This window comes from Vibrio sp. 1CM24A (genome assembly GCF_023161725.1).
GTDB classification, from domain to species: domain Bacteria; phylum Pseudomonadota; class Gammaproteobacteria; order Enterobacterales; family Vibrionaceae; genus Vibrio; species Vibrio coralliirubri.
On record NZ_JALNTS010000005.1, the window covers coordinates 366,775 to 383,663 of the forward strand.

General features: G+C 41.0%; 16 protein-coding genes and 1 tRNA gene. 15 read left to right on the plus strand and 2 right to left on the minus strand.

Translation table 11 applies throughout. From position 1 onward, the window contains the following. Positions 1-240: 240 nt before the first annotated feature. The 12 genes from MSG38_RS13605 to MSG38_RS13660 all read left to right on the plus strand — a co-directional run bounded on the left by MSG38_RS13605 (position 241) and on the right by MSG38_RS13660 (position 12,201). Complete coding sequence (locus MSG38_RS13605; protein ID WP_048616306.1) at positions 241-690, plus strand: L-alanine exporter AlaE; 450 nt, start codon at positions 241-243, stop codon at positions 688-690. Positions 691-870: 180 nt separating this feature from the next. Next, a tRNA-Ser gene (locus MSG38_RS13610) sits at positions 871-961 on the plus strand. Positions 962-1,215: 254 nt separating this feature from the next. Continuing rightward, positions 1,216-2,430: a sodium/glutamate symporter gene (gene gltS / locus MSG38_RS13615; protein ID WP_248401998.1), complete on the plus strand. Its 1,215-nt coding sequence runs from the start codon at positions 1,216-1,218 to the stop codon at positions 2,428-2,430. A gap of 1,100 nt (positions 2,431-3,530) precedes the next feature. Next, positions 3,531-4,475, plus strand: coding sequence for a hypothetical protein (locus tag MSG38_RS13620; RefSeq protein ID WP_050651512.1), 945 nt, complete (start codon positions 3,531-3,533; stop codon positions 4,473-4,475). A gap of 11 nt (positions 4,476-4,486) precedes the next feature. After that, positions 4,487-5,203, plus strand: coding sequence for a hypothetical protein (locus tag MSG38_RS13625; protein ID WP_050651511.1), 717 nt, complete (start codon positions 4,487-4,489; stop codon positions 5,201-5,203). Continuing rightward, a complete protein-coding gene (locus MSG38_RS13630; protein WP_050651510.1) occupies positions 5,203-6,381 on the plus strand; it encodes a hypothetical protein in 1,179 nt (392 codons plus the stop codon). The genes MSG38_RS13625 and MSG38_RS13630 overlap by 1 nt, the downstream gene beginning before the upstream one ends. Next, a complete protein-coding gene (locus MSG38_RS13635) occupies positions 6,363-7,763 on the plus strand; it encodes a hypothetical protein (protein WP_248401999.1) in 1,401 nt (466 codons plus the stop codon). Before MSG38_RS13630 ends, MSG38_RS13635 begins: the two co-directional genes overlap by 19 nt. A 203-nt stretch (positions 7,764-7,966) precedes the next feature. Continuing rightward, positions 7,967-8,578 (plus strand): LPP20 family lipoprotein, encoded by a 612-nt coding sequence (locus tag MSG38_RS13640; RefSeq protein WP_050651508.1) that lies wholly within the window; start codon positions 7,967-7,969, stop codon positions 8,576-8,578. Between the two features lie 79 nt (positions 8,579-8,657). Beyond that, a complete protein-coding gene (locus MSG38_RS13645; RefSeq protein ID WP_248402000.1) occupies positions 8,658-10,121 on the plus strand; it encodes a transglycosylase SLT domain-containing protein in 1,464 nt (487 codons plus the stop codon). A gap of 64 nt (positions 10,122-10,185) precedes the next feature. Continuing rightward, entirely contained in the window at positions 10,186-10,356 is a 171-nt protein-coding gene (locus MSG38_RS13650) for a hypothetical protein (protein WP_086713668.1), read from the plus strand. After that, positions 10,356-11,165: an ETEC_3214 domain-containing protein gene (locus MSG38_RS13655; protein ID WP_082242649.1), complete on the plus strand. Its 810-nt coding sequence runs from the start codon at positions 10,356-10,358 to the stop codon at positions 11,163-11,165. Before MSG38_RS13650 ends, MSG38_RS13655 begins: the two co-directional genes overlap by 1 nt. Before the next feature lie 58 nt (positions 11,166-11,223). Then, positions 11,224-12,201 carry a DHH family phosphoesterase gene (locus MSG38_RS13660; protein WP_050651506.1) on the plus strand — a complete coding sequence of 326 codons (978 nt, stop codon included), beginning with the start codon at positions 11,224-11,226 and terminating at the stop codon, positions 12,199-12,201. A gap of 50 nt (positions 12,202-12,251) precedes the next feature. Here the strand turns inward: MSG38_RS13660 and MSG38_RS13665 are convergent, their stop codons facing one another. Both MSG38_RS13665 and MSG38_RS13670 read right to left on the minus strand, forming a co-directional pair. Further along, positions 12,252-13,004 carry a DeoR/GlpR family DNA-binding transcription regulator gene (locus tag MSG38_RS13665; protein ID WP_050651505.1) on the minus strand — a complete coding sequence of 251 codons (753 nt, stop codon included), beginning with the start codon at positions 13,002-13,004 and terminating at the stop codon, positions 12,252-12,254. 9 nt (positions 13,005-13,013) lie between these two features. Continuing rightward, a complete protein-coding gene (locus MSG38_RS13670; protein ID WP_050651504.1) occupies positions 13,014-13,718 on the minus strand; it encodes a glycerophosphoryl diester phosphodiesterase in 705 nt (234 codons plus the stop codon). A gap of 273 nt (positions 13,719-13,991) precedes the next feature. On the opposite strand from MSG38_RS13670, the gene MSG38_RS13675 reads away from it, so the two are divergent. The 3 genes from MSG38_RS13675 to MSG38_RS13685 all read left to right on the plus strand — a co-directional run bounded on the left by MSG38_RS13675 (position 13,992) and on the right by MSG38_RS13685 (position 16,866). Continuing rightward, entirely contained in the window at positions 13,992-15,005 is a 1,014-nt protein-coding gene (locus MSG38_RS13675) for a C4-dicarboxylate TRAP transporter substrate-binding protein (protein ID WP_248402001.1), read from the plus strand. Between the two features lie 103 nt (positions 15,006-15,108). Further along, on the plus strand, positions 15,109-15,573 hold the full coding sequence (locus tag MSG38_RS13680; RefSeq protein WP_050651502.1) for a TRAP transporter small permease: 465 nt from the start codon (positions 15,109-15,111) through the stop codon (positions 15,571-15,573). 9 nt (positions 15,574-15,582) lie between these two features. Further along, a complete protein-coding gene (locus MSG38_RS13685) occupies positions 15,583-16,866 on the plus strand; it encodes a TRAP transporter large permease (RefSeq protein WP_048612770.1) in 1,284 nt (427 codons plus the stop codon). The last annotated feature ends 23 nt before the right edge of the window (positions 16,867-16,889 follow it).

Genomic DNA, 16,889 nt, shown 5'->3' on the forward strand with positions numbered 1-16,889 from the left:
TAATTACGGTAGGTAAATGACGAATTGTCCAATATTTGACCTCGGTTGGATTTTTTGGTGAAAGTGACTGCTTTTAAAGTGGTTTTTGGTTGTTAATTTACAACTTGATTTTTAATTTGGAATGTATGACTACTAATCTTGTGATTTAATAGCGACATTATCTGGTGAGGTGCAAATGTGCCTTGGTTATATGTTACTAAATCACTAATTAAGCAGTGATATATTTTAGGTTTGTCGTCAATGAAGTCTCGTGGTCCATTTTGTATTCGAAACGCAGCTGCGGATACATTTGCTATGGTCGTTTTCTGTTTTATTTCTGGCATGATCGTAGAAGTGTTTATTTCTGGTATGACGTTTGAGCAATCTCTTGCTTCTCGAACGTTATCTATTCCTGTAAACATTGCTATCGCTTGGCCTTATGGCGTTTTTCGTGATTGGTTCTTGCGCAATGGTGCAAAACTTTCACAAAGCTCATTGATGAAAAACTTGTCTGACTTGATGGCATACGTGTTATTCCAGTCTCCTGTGTATGCGGGTATTTTGTTGGCAGTGGGTGCTTCAGGCGACCAGATCGTTACGGCTGTCACCAGTAATGCAGTTATCTCGTGCGGTATGGGCGTACTTTACGGCTACTTCCTCGATATGTGTCGTAAATGGTTTCGAGTTCCTGGCTACTATCAACAAGCTTAAGAAAAGCAACAAGCGTAAGTGCAGCGAAAGAATGAAATTTGGTTTGTTTTTGATCTAATGAGTTAATTTGTAATCGAACAAACCGAAAAAGGCACTTTTTTTGAGAATGCCCCTTGACCAAAGCAAGCAGAATCAATAAAGTAGCGCCTCGTTGAGTGACATGCTCAACACACAATTTGTGGAAGGATGGCTGAGTGGCTTAAGGCGCTCGCCTGGAAAGCGAGTATACGTTTATAGCGTATCTGGGGTTCAAATCCCCATCCTTCCACCACTATTCAAAACCCTAGCAGAAATGCTGGGGTTTTCTCGTTTTAGAGCCCCTATATTCCACCTCATCTGTATATCTCCCTAGTATCCGTTCGTTTGATCATTTCTTTATAGTTATTACCTCTATTAATACCGTCGCAGAATTAACCATATTAGGTGTTTTTATCATCGATAATCGCTTGATTTTTTTGCATGAACCTAGATTATTAATAGTACGCAATATTATGAATAATCTAACTATTAGGAATCCATAACCTCATGACAGAAACCCTAGTTTCTCCAATGCTCTCTTTTACGATCGCGATTTCGTTACTGTTTATCGGTAAAGGTTTGATTGAGCGATCTGAAGTATTAAGAAAGTATTCACTGCCAGAGCCTGTGATTGGTGGCTTTGTCTGCGCAGCGACCGTAGCGGCGCTTTACTATATTTTTGAAATCCAAATCACTTTTAGCCTAGATGTCAGAGACTTTTTGCTTCTCTACTTTTTTGCTGGCATCGGGCTCCAAGCGGATATTAAAACACTGATTAAAGGCGGGCGACCGTTGTTCATCCTATTGTGTCTTGCTGCCATTTTTATCGTGTTGCAAAACGTAGTCGGAATGGCAGTCGCTTCTGGCTTTGGAATGGATGCGAAAGCTGGCTTGCTATCTGGGTCTGTCAGCTTGATAGGCGGCGTAGGCACAACGTTAGCGTGGGCGCCAATGTTTGTGGAAGAGTTTGGTATTGCTAACGCCCTCGAACTTGGTGTCGCTTCAAACACGGTTGGTTTAATTGCAGCGTGTGTGATTGGTGGCCCGATTGCCAACTACCTGCTCAATAAACACAAAGTAAGCCCTTCTAATGAAGAAGAGGTTACGGTTGGTGCATTCCAAGAGAGTGAAACAAAAACAGAGCTTAGCCACTACGGCGTTCTGTGGGCGTGGTTGATTCTTAACTTAACACTAATGCTGGGTTACAGCTTGAGTGAAGTTATCGACTCGATGGGCCTAAAACTGCCGTTATTCGTTAGCTGTTTAATCGCAGGTATCCTAATCGGAAACGTCGGTCGCGCATTGTTTAAGAAGCGTCGCACGCAAGAGAAAATCGCTCAAGGCCGAAAAGGCTTAGCGATGATCTCTGATATCTGCTTAGGCATGTTCTTAACCATGGCATTGATGGGACTTCGCATCTGGGATCTTGATGGGTTGTTTGGCTACATCTCTGTGGTCATGAGTATTCAGATCTTGCTTTCGCTGTTGTTTACTGTGTTTGTCGTTTATTACTTGATGGGAAGAAACTACGATTCTGTGGTGATATGTTCAGGCTTCGGTGGTATCACTCTAGGCTCGACAGCAACAGCAATTGTGAACATGACCACAGTAACTCACCGCTATGGCGCAAGCCCACAAGCGTTCATTGTGGTGCCATTAGTGTGTGGTTTCTTTGTTGATTTGATCAACGCGTTTGTGATCAGTTTCTTTGTTGGTACGTAAATGAAGCTAGTGCTTCGCATAACTTTATGATTAGTAGCTTGTTCAAAAGAGCAAGCTACTAGTGATTTAATTTTGTAATCCACCACTTTTGTTGATAATGCTAGGTCTACATAACTCTATTATTTTTGTGGCTTTGATGAGCAATCTACTTACCTGAGTGCTGTGAGTTTCGAAGCGAGTTGGCCAAATTCTTCCATTGCATCTCGCCATTGCTGTTTTAGACGTGAACGGCCATGGTAATATTCATTGAATTTAAATATTTTCACTGATCATTTGTAGCACCTTAGAATATTTCTTCCTTCCTTCCTTCCTTCCCTGAGCTTCTCATCAACCCTAAAATGATATACCTAAGCACTGACAGGGTGTATGTCGATTTTAATTCCTGTTAATGAATCCAAACTTCGACTTGTAGCTTTAATGCTCGTTCTATGATGTCAAAAACATCAGATTGTATTTAATGATTAAAATATTAACGGTTTATTACCTCCTTATTAAAGTCATATTTATTGTATATAAGGTTAAATATTAACCTATTATTTTATTAGTACAGAAACCCCCGCTTTTTCTATATTGATATCATTGTCAATATAGTGTTTTTTTTAGTTTAACTCGTCAAAGGGAACTCTATTTTTTTGTATAATTATCGAACTTATTTTTCTTGATGACTGGAAAAGTTCAAGGTTAGAAGTCAGCGTTGGAGTCTAAATATTATGCAATATATATGGGGGTGATTAAATAAATTAGATTCTAAACCCATTTTTTTCTCTGCCTATAGATAATTGAAATAATACGGAAAGGCTTTAAAACGGGTATTAGATCACAATTATGATAAATATTAAAACTCAATATAACCTATATATTTTCCGTAAATTGACGGTGTCATAATTTTGACTTCCAATCAAGAATCACCATCAGTAATAGCCCTTCAAGCATTGGGGTATATAGCAGTCGAAATGTTGACACTTGGAACTGATGTCACATTTTCTTTGTCTGAAATGATGAGTATGACGCACATATCTTCACTTCAACCATATGTATATCTTATTGATTGAAAAAAACTAATTTTGTAACATGCGACAACAAACTTTGGTGGATGTCACGTGAACACAAATAATATTACATTAAAACTGTTAATGACTTGTTGCTTCTTTTGCTTATTGAACCCAGCTTTCGCTCAATCTTATTGGGAAGTAGAAGGTATTGGTAAAAACAAATCAGAAGCAACGATCGATGCGAAAGAAAATCTAGCTTTTCGGGTAAACAGTACAGTGAAGGCATCTACGTTTAATTCCCAAGTTTCCCAATCTACGATAGAAACAAAAAACGGAGAGGAGATTGGAACTCGCGGTAAAGTAGACAGTGTTTTCGGTGCTACATCTGAAATAACTTCGGTACCTATCAGAATTTCAAATATGGAAGTAATAACATCACAATGTGATGCTTCTGGGTGTAACTACCTATTTAGAGTTAATGTTGATGTGTGGGTAGAACAGTTGTCAATTGATATCGATAAGAACCACCAGTTAGCTCAACAATATTTAGCTTCCCAAGAAAGCGACTGGAAAGGTGCAGTGTTCACTAACAAAGCTCATACATTATTGAAGAGTAATAAAGAATCACTATTAGTGTTGTCATCGTTAGATCATGATGTTGCGAAAAAATTCTATGGACCACAATTAATACTCGAGCGTAGTACGATTGATCGTTTTAAAAATATCAGCATTTCTATACGTTCTGCTTCTGATATGTACTCCTCGAAAACAAAATCAATACTAGCCAGAAATGTAGCAACGACTTCACAAGGCGACATCATTGTTTATATCAAAGGTAATGTAAGACAAGGTAAAAAAAGTAACACTTACAAAGCCAAGCAAAACCTAATACTGCAAGTCTTTGAAGCTAAAAATCCCAATGTGGTGGTTAGTCAGAACATTTTATCAGAGATAGGAGAGTCTCCGATTAGTAAAGAGCTTGCACTTGATGATGCTCATAGAAAAATAACAGCAACACTTAATGAAAACTCAATTTATACACTCTTGAATTAAAGGCTTTGAAAATGCTTAAGAAAACAATCCTTGCAGGTTTAGTAGTATCAGTTATGGCTGGTTGTTCATCAATTCCGGGTATGGAATCAGCTACAGTAGACCGTGAAGCTACAAGCAAGGAACTTACTCAGAACTGTAAAGAACTAGGAACAGAGTTCACACCTGTATCATTCGCCGTTGATAAAGCATCAAAGGTGATGGTGTCACTACAGGAGCGCCAATGTTCAGTGTTCAATGACTACCGTACACTTGCATCTAAACATGGGGATGTTGCTGGTTTCCTTGCGGTAAACGCAGATAAATCTGATGAAGAACTTCGTGTTGCAATGAACGAGTTCGATGAAGGTAAATCTGATAATAAAAAGATTACACCTCAAGTAGAAGCTTACAAAAAAGCATCTGACGAAATATTTCAGAAAAACTTAAAATTGGCGGCAGATATCGCAGTTCAAGCGGCTGAACTAACTTACATTGCATCTCAACATGCATCGGCGCTTGCGCATGATTCTGCTGGTGGCGCAATGGATAGCTTTTTTGCAGCTGTTTCAAGTGAGAAAGAAGGTGAAGCAAGCGAAGAAGAAACAGTACCCGTTGTTGAAGCTTACCATGAGATGGAAGCTCGCTCGATACTTGCATTAGATGCCAACTCACTTATTTCAATGGATAAAAACACTATAGAACAGCTTGAAAATCTAGACAAAGTTGTTGCGGATAAAGTGAAATCATAATGAAATTGTCTCGAATTGCCGGTTTAGTGACTGCTGCAATTACGTTAGTTGGTTGCCAGAGTAATCAAGGTAGCCAAACGTATTCAGTAGAAAGTAATGCGGGAAATTCATCGCTGGTTATCGGCAAATCGGCGTACGAATTTAGCAATGAAGATATTGAAGTACCAGCGTATTTCAGTACTCAGGGTCTTGATAATTGCACTTACGATGTAAATAACGAAGATGCTCGCTGCCCACTCGCAAAAAAAACAATTCGTTTGTATTTTGGTGATGTGAAAACGGATGTGAATGAAAACCTTGAGGGCAAATCTGCTGATGTTTTCAATTCTATGCACTCAAGCATCAGTAAATTCCAAACCAAAGCGTTAGAAAATACTTTAGAAAACCAGTTTGCGGGCGTTAACCGCTTCCGTATTTTGACTCGCGATACCGATTCAGTTAACGCTGCGATGGAAGAAATTCTGGCAGACGAAGGCGCGGTAAATGTAGCAAAAAAAGCAGGCAGTCGTGGCAAGTTATCTACCGATTACATTATGAAGGTTGATGTACTTAAAACCGCTGACATGTTGTTTGGTTCAACACAGTCTTTATTCCAAACATCAATGGAAATGACGACAGGTGTGATTGACCCATATACACGCGAGAAATTGAGCTACCCGAATATCGGTAAGATCCGTGTTTCTAACTTTGATGTCCGTGATAAAGACAGTTACACCACCGTGATTGCAAATGGCGATTATTATCGCGGTTTTAACTACACAAGTGGTAAAGATGTTGATGCGGTTCTTAATGAAATGTCATCACGTGGCTTCGATATTATGTTAACGCGTTTACTCAAAGAAATGCCGGCTACCGCGAAGGTTACGGGTATTAGAGGCGACCAAATTCAATTAGACCGTGGCCAAAATGCGGGCGTATTACCTAATGAGACCATGGTTGTATTTGAATACAGTGAAGGTTTTGTTGAGCCAATTGGTGTTGCCATTGTTAATCCAAGCCAACAAAGTGCCCAAGGGAAAATTGTTCGCTGGAAAGATAGCAATATAGCAGATGAAGTGAAAGATATTGCTGAGGACGGGACTTACCGTCCTGATCGCCAACGTCGTGTTTTCGCTGTAAGTGTTGGTGTACCAATGGAGTTTATGAGGGAGCGCAGTACATGGGCGGCAAAAGGCTAAGTAAAAGCTTTGCCATTAGTACCTTATTTGTATGTATGTCCGCTCCTGCATTGGAATTAGATAAGAGTCAGCCAACGTTGGCTCTTATTGAACAAGGCTGTGCATATGGTCGAGGGGCAATGGCTATTGAGTCAGCAAAATCTGATGGTTTAAATAATCTTCGTTTGTTTTTGCAAGGTAAAGTCTCGGTTGCTTTTTCAACTGAAGATAGCGCGTTAGTTGATGAGCAGTTTGATCAACAAAATAGAGATTTATTGCTTGCAGCTATTTCTACTGGCGATAGCCATGCCGATTTCAGTGCTCCTGAAATTCAAGGCGATGATACCTGTGTAATGGTGCGTATGACACCTGTATCCAACGCGGGTTTTGCGAATACTGATGATGATATTGAGTGGGATGACTCTCCGATCATGTCTATCGTGGTTATCGGTGAAGGCCGCCAAAGCAATGAACTCGCATTGAGTGCGAGACAAGCTGCGGAGCAAGATGCCTTCAAACGTGCCGTTAGCCAAGTGTTTGGTGCTATGGTCAATTCTGGTCACATGCAGCAGTCTTACGCTACCCTGTCGGGAACAGAAAGCAGTGACGGTTTCGACTTACAAGAAATCGCAACGCAATCACTGTCGATGGAATATCAAGGCATGATTTCCAGTTGGAATGAAATTTCTTATCAGGAAAACCCTAACGGTTCTGTAACCGTTACGCTTGATGTGTTTGTTGAGCGACAGAAGATGGAAGATAAAATAACAAGATTGATAAAAAGCCTTGGCCAACCTTCAATCTATGTTGATGCAGATCTCCCAGCCGTAAAAAATACATTTTCAAATGCACTCGCAGAGATGGGCTTTGATCTTGCTTCTAACCCGGCGCAGTCTAGTGTCATTCTTGATGTTCAAGAAACCAAAAAAGTGACGTCTTCTGGTCTTCAGCTTGATCTATCGGCTATTGTGATCGATCGTGCTGGCAACCGTTATGGTAGTTGGCACAACGACCCGACTTTCATGACGTTACCGAATAAAGTAGGCATGCTTAATGAACTAGCAGCAGTTCACTTAGCTGTTGAAGGTAATCAAATTGCCCTAAAGCGCGAACTTCAATCGTCGGTGCAAATAATGGCAAGCCGAGGCGGGCCTATTCGAGAACTAATTTTTTCACAGAAAGCCGCAGGTAAACAGGGACAACTTTACCGTTTGATTGGTGATATAAATGGCGTCTCGGATATTAAATCAAGCCAACAGGGTGGCAATATTATTATTCGGTTAAGGTCGCTTAGCGATGCGAGCGATTTAGTCCAAGACATTGAACCTATATTACGTATCCACCAACCAAACTATCGCTCGAAAGTTGATGTACTTAATGAATACCAAATCAGAGTGCTTTAAGAGTTCCTCTGATAGGACCTGTGATGTTTATTAAACATAACAGGTTAACTGATTTTTTAGAATTTCTGCTGGGTTGTGATTGATTCAGAATATTACAAAAAGTAGAGAAATGCATCACAGGTAAGATTGACGCATCAAATATCAAATGATCATTTGCTAATTGAAAATGATACACAAAAAACGTTATGGATAGCTTTTAATATATGAAAAAACTAATTATTGCAACGTCACTAGTTACAGCTCTAGTTGGCTGCCAAAGCAACAACAATACACTAGAGCAAGCTCAAAATTTTGCGTCATGTACGTTCCCAGATGCGCCGACTGTCGAAGCCCCTGGTTGGATCTGTGATGTGGTTCCTAAAGATGTAGCTATTGGTGCAACAGGTTATGCCAAGAAAAGCGCAGCAGGTATGAGCGTCATGCGTAAAATCGCGATGAGCGATGCTCGTGTAAACCTTGCTTCGGCTTTTGAAGCAGATGTGAGTAATCTGTTTCAATCTGCTACCGACGGTGCTGTCTCAACATCTGCTGGGGAAGGTGTAACGCTAGTCACTGAGAATGTTCAAGAGGCTTTTGAAAACATTACTAAATCGGTAGTGAGTAAAAGGCTTACAAATAGCCGAATATTGGTAAGTCAAGCAAGCCCTGCTGGTGGTCTTTATGTATTAGTTGGTATGGACCAAGCAGCTTACAATGCAAATATGAATAAAATTATCGACGAAGTAGGTGGTGAAGATTCTGCTCTTTGGAATCAATTCAACGACGAAAAGGCCGCCGAAGATCTTGCTGCCGTATTCGATTCTTTGAAAAAGTAATCGTTGTTTGACGATTAGTTAAAGTGAAAAAGGCCACCTATAGAGTGGCCTTTGTTTCTATACACTTTCGGAGTTAGTTATGTATAAAACGATCACCAAGACAGGGCTGGCTATTGCAATTTCAGCAGCTGTTAGCTTACCAACACACGCAGTGTCAGATAGCCAAAAGCAACAACTTAATAATGCGGTCGTAAAAACAAGTCAATCCCAAGAAGAAAAACTTAAAGAATTTCATGCTTATGTAAATGCATACTTGGATGAGTACGAACAATGGCGTGACGAATATACAAATAAACTTGATGAGCGCCGAACAGACCTTATTAAAACTTGGGGTGAAGGAGAGGTATCTTCTCAAACAAAACAGGTCGATTATTCACAAAACGATCAAGTTAAGACCGCAGTGGATTATGAAAGTAATACCGCTACGGTTTCTGTTTTACTTGATGAAGACAGTAGCCCCGAAGAGATTGAAGCGCTTGTAAGAAAAGTCCCTGTTGAAGTTGAGGGGAAAACGGTTGATCTAGCCAATCTGACAGCGGAAGACCATGTGGTTTTGTATTCTCTAGATAAAGAACAAGAAGAGAAGAACTTTGTTATTGAACAAACGCAGAGTCAAATGAATGAACTTGATGTTCAAGCGGAGCGATTGATTCAATCAGACACAGGTATCCCAGATTCATTTATCTACCAGCGAGCTCACAATAAAAAACTGGCACTGCTTACTAAAGCACAAGAGCGTATTGCCGCTCAAACTAAGCTTTATAGTGAAATGCGAGCTAAACATGGAATTTCGATTGAGCAACCAGAAGTTATAGATAAAAAAGTGCAAGAAGTTGCAAGTACAGAGTCAACACCAGCAAAAGTATCTCCAACAGTAGTTGAAAAAGTGGTGAATGTGGTACCTAAAGCTCAAGTGGTGAAGAAAAAACCAGCTACCGAAGCTGTTTCTACCTCAACTAAGCCCAAAAAAGTGGTCAGTTATAAAGTTAAGCTGCCAGAGAACAGTTTGAAATCTCGTGCGAGTAAATATACACCTCTCGCAGAGAAAGAAAGCAAGAACTGGGAAATAGATGCGGCATTGATTATGGCGATCATGCACTCTGAGTCTGCTTTCCGCCCTGACGCTAAATCTCACGTACCGGCATTTGGTCTTATGCAAGTGGTTCCAACCAGTGCGGGGCATGATGTTAACAAACAAGTTCGAAATATAGATGCGCCAATGAAAGCTTCAGATCTATATCAACCCGTTATTAACGTTGAAACTGGTACTGCTTACTTAGATATCTTGAATAGCAAATATTTACGTAAGATCGAGAATGATCAAAGTCGTTTGTATTGCATGATTGCGGCTTACAACACTGGTGCAGGAAACGTTGCTCGTGCGTTTAATAAAGACCGCTCAACTAGCATTGGTAAAGCATCTAAAGTGATCAATCAGATGACCCCGGAACAAGTGTATAACCAATTGGTTGCTAAGTTGCCATACGATGAAACAAAGAACTACTTGAAGAAAGTAAGCAGCCGTATCGCACTATATAAATAATACTTGTAGTAAGCACATGGGAAGGCGTGTGCTTTAATTTCTTATAGAATTCTTGAGAGTAACAATGTTTAAGATTTTTGCTTTATTTTTCATCGCCATTGGTATTTACCTAGGCCTTAATTACGACGATGAAATTAAAAATATAATGGATACAGATGCTTTTGAGCGAGTACAAGAACGAGCTGAAGACGGCAAAGAGGCATTGATGGATACAATAGACGATATTAAAGGTTGATGATGTCTGCAGAACAACAAAATGACGTTCCAAAAGAAATTCAAGATGAACTGAAAGAGCTCCAAGATAATCAAGAATCGTTGTTAGAAGCCCAAAGTAAAGGAAACTTAGCGCGCACTATTGGTTTGTTGTCAGTCGTCTCAATTGCTTTGGGTGGTTTTAACGATAGTTTTGATGCGATCGAAAAGATGGTGGATTTTGGTCTTTCACAAATGACTGATATTCCATCACACAAAAAGCTTGAAAAAGTGTATATCCGCTCATCAGCTGAAATATTAGATCTGACATTTGGTGCCCCCGTTTATATTAAGCGTTCAAGTGCCGATGACGTTATCAAATACTACAAAGACGATAACTTTATACTCTCATCGATTACCAGAGATAATGCCATTGTTGCTTATCTTGTATTTCCAGATGAAGGCTTTGCCCCTGAAACATTAGAACATGCAGGTGGTTCGGAGTTTTTCAATCAACCTTTTAACGCTATTGAAAGTGTCAATGAAATTCGAGCGTCGTTCTCTAGAACTGGCAATTATTACATTGAAGAAAATAATGGCGGTGAGTTTGGCTACTTATATTCTTCAATCAGCGGAGCTAGTGAGTTCATTGCACCTATGACAAAAAACAACCGGAAATTGCTTTCTGACGTTGTTGACTCGCTGACTATGGATGAGCACACCGTAAAGAGCGTACAGTCTTTACGTTTGAATGCGAAACCTAATTTCTATGGTTACAGTACGTTAGGTGTGGGGGCTTTAGAAGAAGCTATTTTGTCTAACACCGAATATCGTTTAATTCATAAGAGTTAACCATTAACAAATCAGTTCTAGCTTTCTATCAAGCTAGAACTTTATTAGCAGTGGGATTATGGCAAATTTAAAGTTCGAAAGCTTTCTAGAACGGCTTAAGGGTGATGACAGAATCATTATTCAAGCTCATGACTTCCCTGATCATGATGCGATTTCTTCTGCATACGCCTTAGCATACTTATTGAAAAGTAAAGGGTTGCGCCCATATATTACGTTTCATGGTTATATAGATCGAGTGTCACTCAGGAACTTAATAGATTGGCTAGATATTCCAATCTATCAGCCAAAAGATTTGAAACTACAACCGGATGACAAGATTATTGTTGTTGATGGCTGTATTGGTGAGAAAAATGTCATCGACTTTCCGGGGCTTGAGGTAGGAGTGATCGACCACCACCAAGTGAAAGCACCTGATTTTGTATGGTATTCCGATATACGTTCAAACTATGGTTCAACAGCAACCATAATGGTTGAGTATTATCGTTATTTTTCTCTGCAGATGCCCCAAAATATTGCGACAGCACTATTGGTTGGTTTGAGTTTTGATACCGCAAACTTTACCCGAGGGGTAGGGACGGCAGATCTAAAAGCATTGTTGTATCTTCAAGCGAAGGCCAATAATGATATGGTTAACAAAATTTGTCGTAATCAAGTAGAGTTCCATGAATTAAAACTATTCTATTCCATGCTCGATAGCTTACGTCGTGAAAAAAATGCAGCATTTGCTGTGCTTCCTGAAGGTTGCCCTAAAAATATGCTTGGCGTGTTAGGTGATTTCTTGCTGAGCGTTGATGAGCTCGATATTGTTGTTCTCACTGCTAGAAATAGAGAGAAGACCTTTATCTCTCTCCGTTCTGAGTGTTCAAAAAACAATGTCGCGAAGATAGTTAGAAGCGCTCTTAATGAAAAAGGGGTTGGTTTTGGCGGCGGGCATCCTCATATGGCTGGCGGCATCATCAACAAACATTTTGAATTCAGTCGTGAACTTGCTTGTGTTTATGATTTAATTCGACCAAGCCTAGTACTTGACGCTTAAATTTACTTGTTTAGATTGCTCGGCATTTTGAAATAGTTAGCACTTTGTATCTAAGCATGAGTATCGTCCTCTACTAAGAGTATGTTTAGCTCCGAAGGTAACTGGCTGTTATTAGTGTATATACGATCAAAATCACTCAGTGATGCTACCTTCAGAGCAGCAAAGCGGCCCCACTTGCTAGCATCTGCGACTAGCCAACTTTCACGGCTGTTCTTTATGATGGACTTGGATAGGTCAGCTTCAACTTGTTCATGCTCCATGGCGAAGTGACTGTCTGTGACTGAACCACAACCACAAATGCCGATGTCTGCTTCAAAGTCAGAGAAGAAGTGGACCACGCTACTGCCAACCATATCTTGATGCTCTCGTCTGAACAAACCACCCGCCAAATACACTTCAATCTGCTCATTTGCCTCAAGGATGCGAGCCACCTGAAGGTTATTAGTGATCACTCTTAGCGCTGGCTTTGCCAATAAGTACTGTGCGATTCGAGTTACGGTGGTACCAATGCCCATCATAACCGTTGAGCCTTCAGGTATCGCATCGGCAACTGCGATAGCAATACTGTCTTTTGTTTTTGACTCAACGCCAGCGCGGAATCGATAGCTAGTATTAGTGAGCGTAGTGGGTAAGCTCACGCCTCCGTGTACTCTGCGTGCTAGGCCTTGCTCACACAGGTGGTTTACATCACGACGAATGGTTTGAGTGGTGACAGAAAATAACTCGGCTAAATGGTCGATCTGTATGTCTTGATTAGCCTTAAGCGTTGCGAGTATTTCTTTCTGACGATGGTTCAGTTCCATAGAAGCTCACTAAAATTGGTTTGGTACGTCGGTGATGATGTTATCGACGCCAAGGTTAAAATATTTAGCCGCCAATTGTGGATCGTTCAAAGTCCATATTTTCAGAACCGCGCCTGAAGCTTTGATCGCCTTCGCCGTTTTCTCATCAAGAATTCGGTGGTCGATATGAATGCTGTAAAGGTCGAGTGATTTGAGTGATTCCAAGCTGTAATCATTCCACACTTCGCAGATAAAGCCACGTTTAACCTCTGGCATCATCTGTTGGCAAAGGCTTAGTGCCTCTTTTTTGAAGCTTGAGATGAGTAGCTTTTCAGTAGGGAACTGCTTTTGTTCAATCAGTGCCGCGACTTTCTCAACTAAAGGTTTGATAGCTTTATCGTCGTAAATTTTGATTTCAAGGTTCAAAGTCACATCGAGCTCTAGGCACTTGTCGAGCGCTTCACTCAACGTAGGAATAGTTGTCCCCGCGAACTCGCTACCAAACCAACTGCCAGCATCTAACGCCTTGAGTGCAGTTAAATCTAAGTCGGCGATATTGCCCGTTCCGTTAGTACAACGATTTACCGTCTTATCATGAAAAACCATAGGGGTGCCATCAGCGCTTAACTGGGTATCAATTTCAATCCATTTAGCACCAGCTTTCGCTGCTTGTTCAATACTCACTAATGTATTTTCTGGTGCTAAAGAAGCGGCACCGCGGTGGCCTGTGATCATAATTCAATCTCGATGTTCATTTGAAAATTCAGGAAACAGTATCTCTACTTTATTACAGATTTATTATCTACCCGCCATATCTGCTTACTTTAAATGAGAGCTAGCTTAAAGGTGTTGTATAGATTTTATACACTAGTGAGACCTTATGCTCGCAATGTTCAAATCGCTAAGATTAATGTTCATATGAATGTAATAATTCACTTACATACTCTACGAAAACTTAATAACACCCTCTATATTTAGAAAACGATAGCCAAGAAAAGGTGATTAGAAATGAAAAAGCTATTAGGTACAGTAATTATGGCGGCAACGCTGCTTGTTGGTTGTGGTGAAGCTGACAAGGCTGGTTCTGAAGCTAAAGATGAGCCGATCAATATCAACATGAGCCTAGTGTTCACTCAAAATGAGCTGTTAACGCAAGAGCTCATTAAAGCGACCGACAAAATTAGAGAAAGAACCGATGGTTCGGTCAACATTAAAGTTTTCCCAGGCGGTCAATTACCTGTTTATAAAGATAACTTGGAACAAGTGGTTAACGGCGCAAACTGGATCGCAGTAGAGGATTTGACTTACCTAGGTGATTACGTACCTGATTTCGCAGCCCTTGCTGGCCCAATGTTGTACAACACTTACGATGAATACTTAGCGATGATGGACACTGATTTCGTCGCTGGCCTTAAGGCTAAAGCCGAAGAGAAAGGCATCAAAGTACTGAATGCCGATTACATGTTTGGCTTCCGTCACATGATCACTAATAAAGAGATCGTGAACTCTGAAGACATGAAAGGCATGCGTATTCGTGTTCCACAAAGTCAGCTGTTCATTAGCACGCTTTCAGCAATGGGCGCAGCTCCAGCTTCTCTTCCATTCCCTGAAACCTATGCAGGCGTTCAACAAGGTGTTGTTGACGGTCTTGAAGGTTCTATCTTGACGATGTACTCAACCAAGATCTATGAAGTGGCGAAGAACATGTCTTTGACTAAGCACTTCCTAGGCACTGTGGGTATCTACATTTCACCAACGCTTTGGGACAAATTTACACCAGAACAACAGCAGATCATTAACGAAGAGTTAGAAGCGGGCGCTGAATCTAACACTGCTGAGCTAGTTAAACTGGATGTTGAATACACTCAGAAACTTGAAGAGCTAGGCGTTACCTTCAACGAAGTTAATTCTGATGAGTTCAACCAACTGACTGCGGACGTATACAACCAATTCCCAACATGGAGCGAAGGTATACACGCGACGATCATGAAAGAGCTAGAAACGATCCGAGCGGCACAGTAGTTCTGCATAAATTAATTAGTTAATGATTACGGCCTAAATATTCTTAGGCCGTTTTATTCCTGAAATACCCACGTTGTATTAGGTATTTCGCTGGAGAAGTCTTTTGTTTTTATTGAAAAATATTGAAGAAATCCTCGCTTCTATCGCTATTTCGATCACCGTTTTGGTTGTTATCGTTAACGTCGTCTTGCGTTATGGATTTGGCTTTGTTGTCCCGTGGAGTGAAGAGCTGTCGGTTATTTGCTTTATCTGGGCTGTCTACTTAGGAATTAGCTCCTGTTACAAACACAAGCTTCACATGGGCGTCGATGTGGTGGTTGCCATGTTGCCAGAAAAAGCAAAAATCCCATTTAGGCTATGTGTTTCCGTTTTCCTACTGGCTCTGAACATCTTAATGGCTGTTCTGAGTTATCAGTATCTCATGCTATCTAACAAGGTAACGCCAGTAATGGGCGTGTCATATTTTGTTATCAATGGCGTGCTGTTGCTTTGTTTCTCATTGATGGCGATCCACACCGTTCGATTCATCGCGAACGATGTCGCTTCTCTAAAGCGCTCTTCTAAGTAGGTACGATTCATGGAAAGCTATCTTCCAATCCTTATTCTGTTTGTTCTATTTCTATTGAATATACCCATCGCGTTTTCTCTGATCGCATCAGCGATGGTTTACTTTCTTTTTATCAATGATTCTATTCCCGTGAGCTTAGTCATGCAGCGCTTTATTAGCTCTGCTGAGTCTTTTCCGTTGTTGGCCATTCCGTTCTTTATCATGGTGGGTTCGGTGATGAACTATGCGGGGATCAGTAAGAGCTTGCTTGCCTTTGCTGATTCAATGATTGGCCATAAAACTGGTGGTCTTGCTCAAGTGAATGTCGCGTTGAGTACTCTGATGGGCGGTATCTCTGGTTCTGCAAATGCGGATGCGGCGATGCAATCTAAGATTCTTGCCCCTGAAATGACCAAGCGTGGTTATGATTTGCCATTCACGGCCGCTGTGACAGCTGCGTCTTCAAGTATCAGCCCTGTGATTCCACCGGGTATTAACTTAATCATTTTTGCGTTGTTAGCGAACGTGTCGGTTCATCAAATGTTTATTGCGGGCTACGTTCCTGCATTTTTGATGGCGCTGTCGCTGATGGTCACTATTGCGTTTATCGCGCGTAAACGTCGTTACAAACCTTCTCGTTCGGAGCCTGCGTCTGCCAAAGAGCGTTTTCACTATTTCCTGAAAGCGATTCCGGCACTGCTGATCCCGTTCGGCATTATCCTAGGCATGCGTTTTGGCTTGTTTACGCCTACCGAAGCGGGGGCTATCGCCGTATTGCTTTGCGCGATTATTGGCATCTTCGTTTATCGTCAACTGGGTTTACGTCATATCCCGCTCATCATGCGTGAAACCGTGCAGGGCACAAGTAGCGTTATGTTCATCATTATTGGTGCCATGGTCTTCGGTTACTACATGACGCTAGAGCAGATCCCACACAATGTTGCTTCTGCTTTGATTGAGCTTACCGACAACAAGTTAGTCTTGCTGTTGTTGATTAACGTACTGCTGTTAGTGGTCGGCATGTTCATCGAAGGCGGCGCTGCAATGATCATACTCACGCCATTGCTGCTTCCTGCTGTACTTAATCTAGGCGTTAACCCAGTTCACTTCGGCATTATCGTGATTGTGAATATCATGATTGGTGGTGTGACTCCGCCATTTGGCTCGATGATGTTTACGGTTTGCTCGATTTTAAAAGTTCGTATGGTCGACTTCGTGAAAGAAGTGGCTCCTTTGTTGCTAGCACTACTCACGGTTCTGATGTTGCTGACTTTCTCTGAAAGCTTAGTGATGTTTTTACCGAATTTGCTTTAACACTGTTTAGTGATTGATTATTT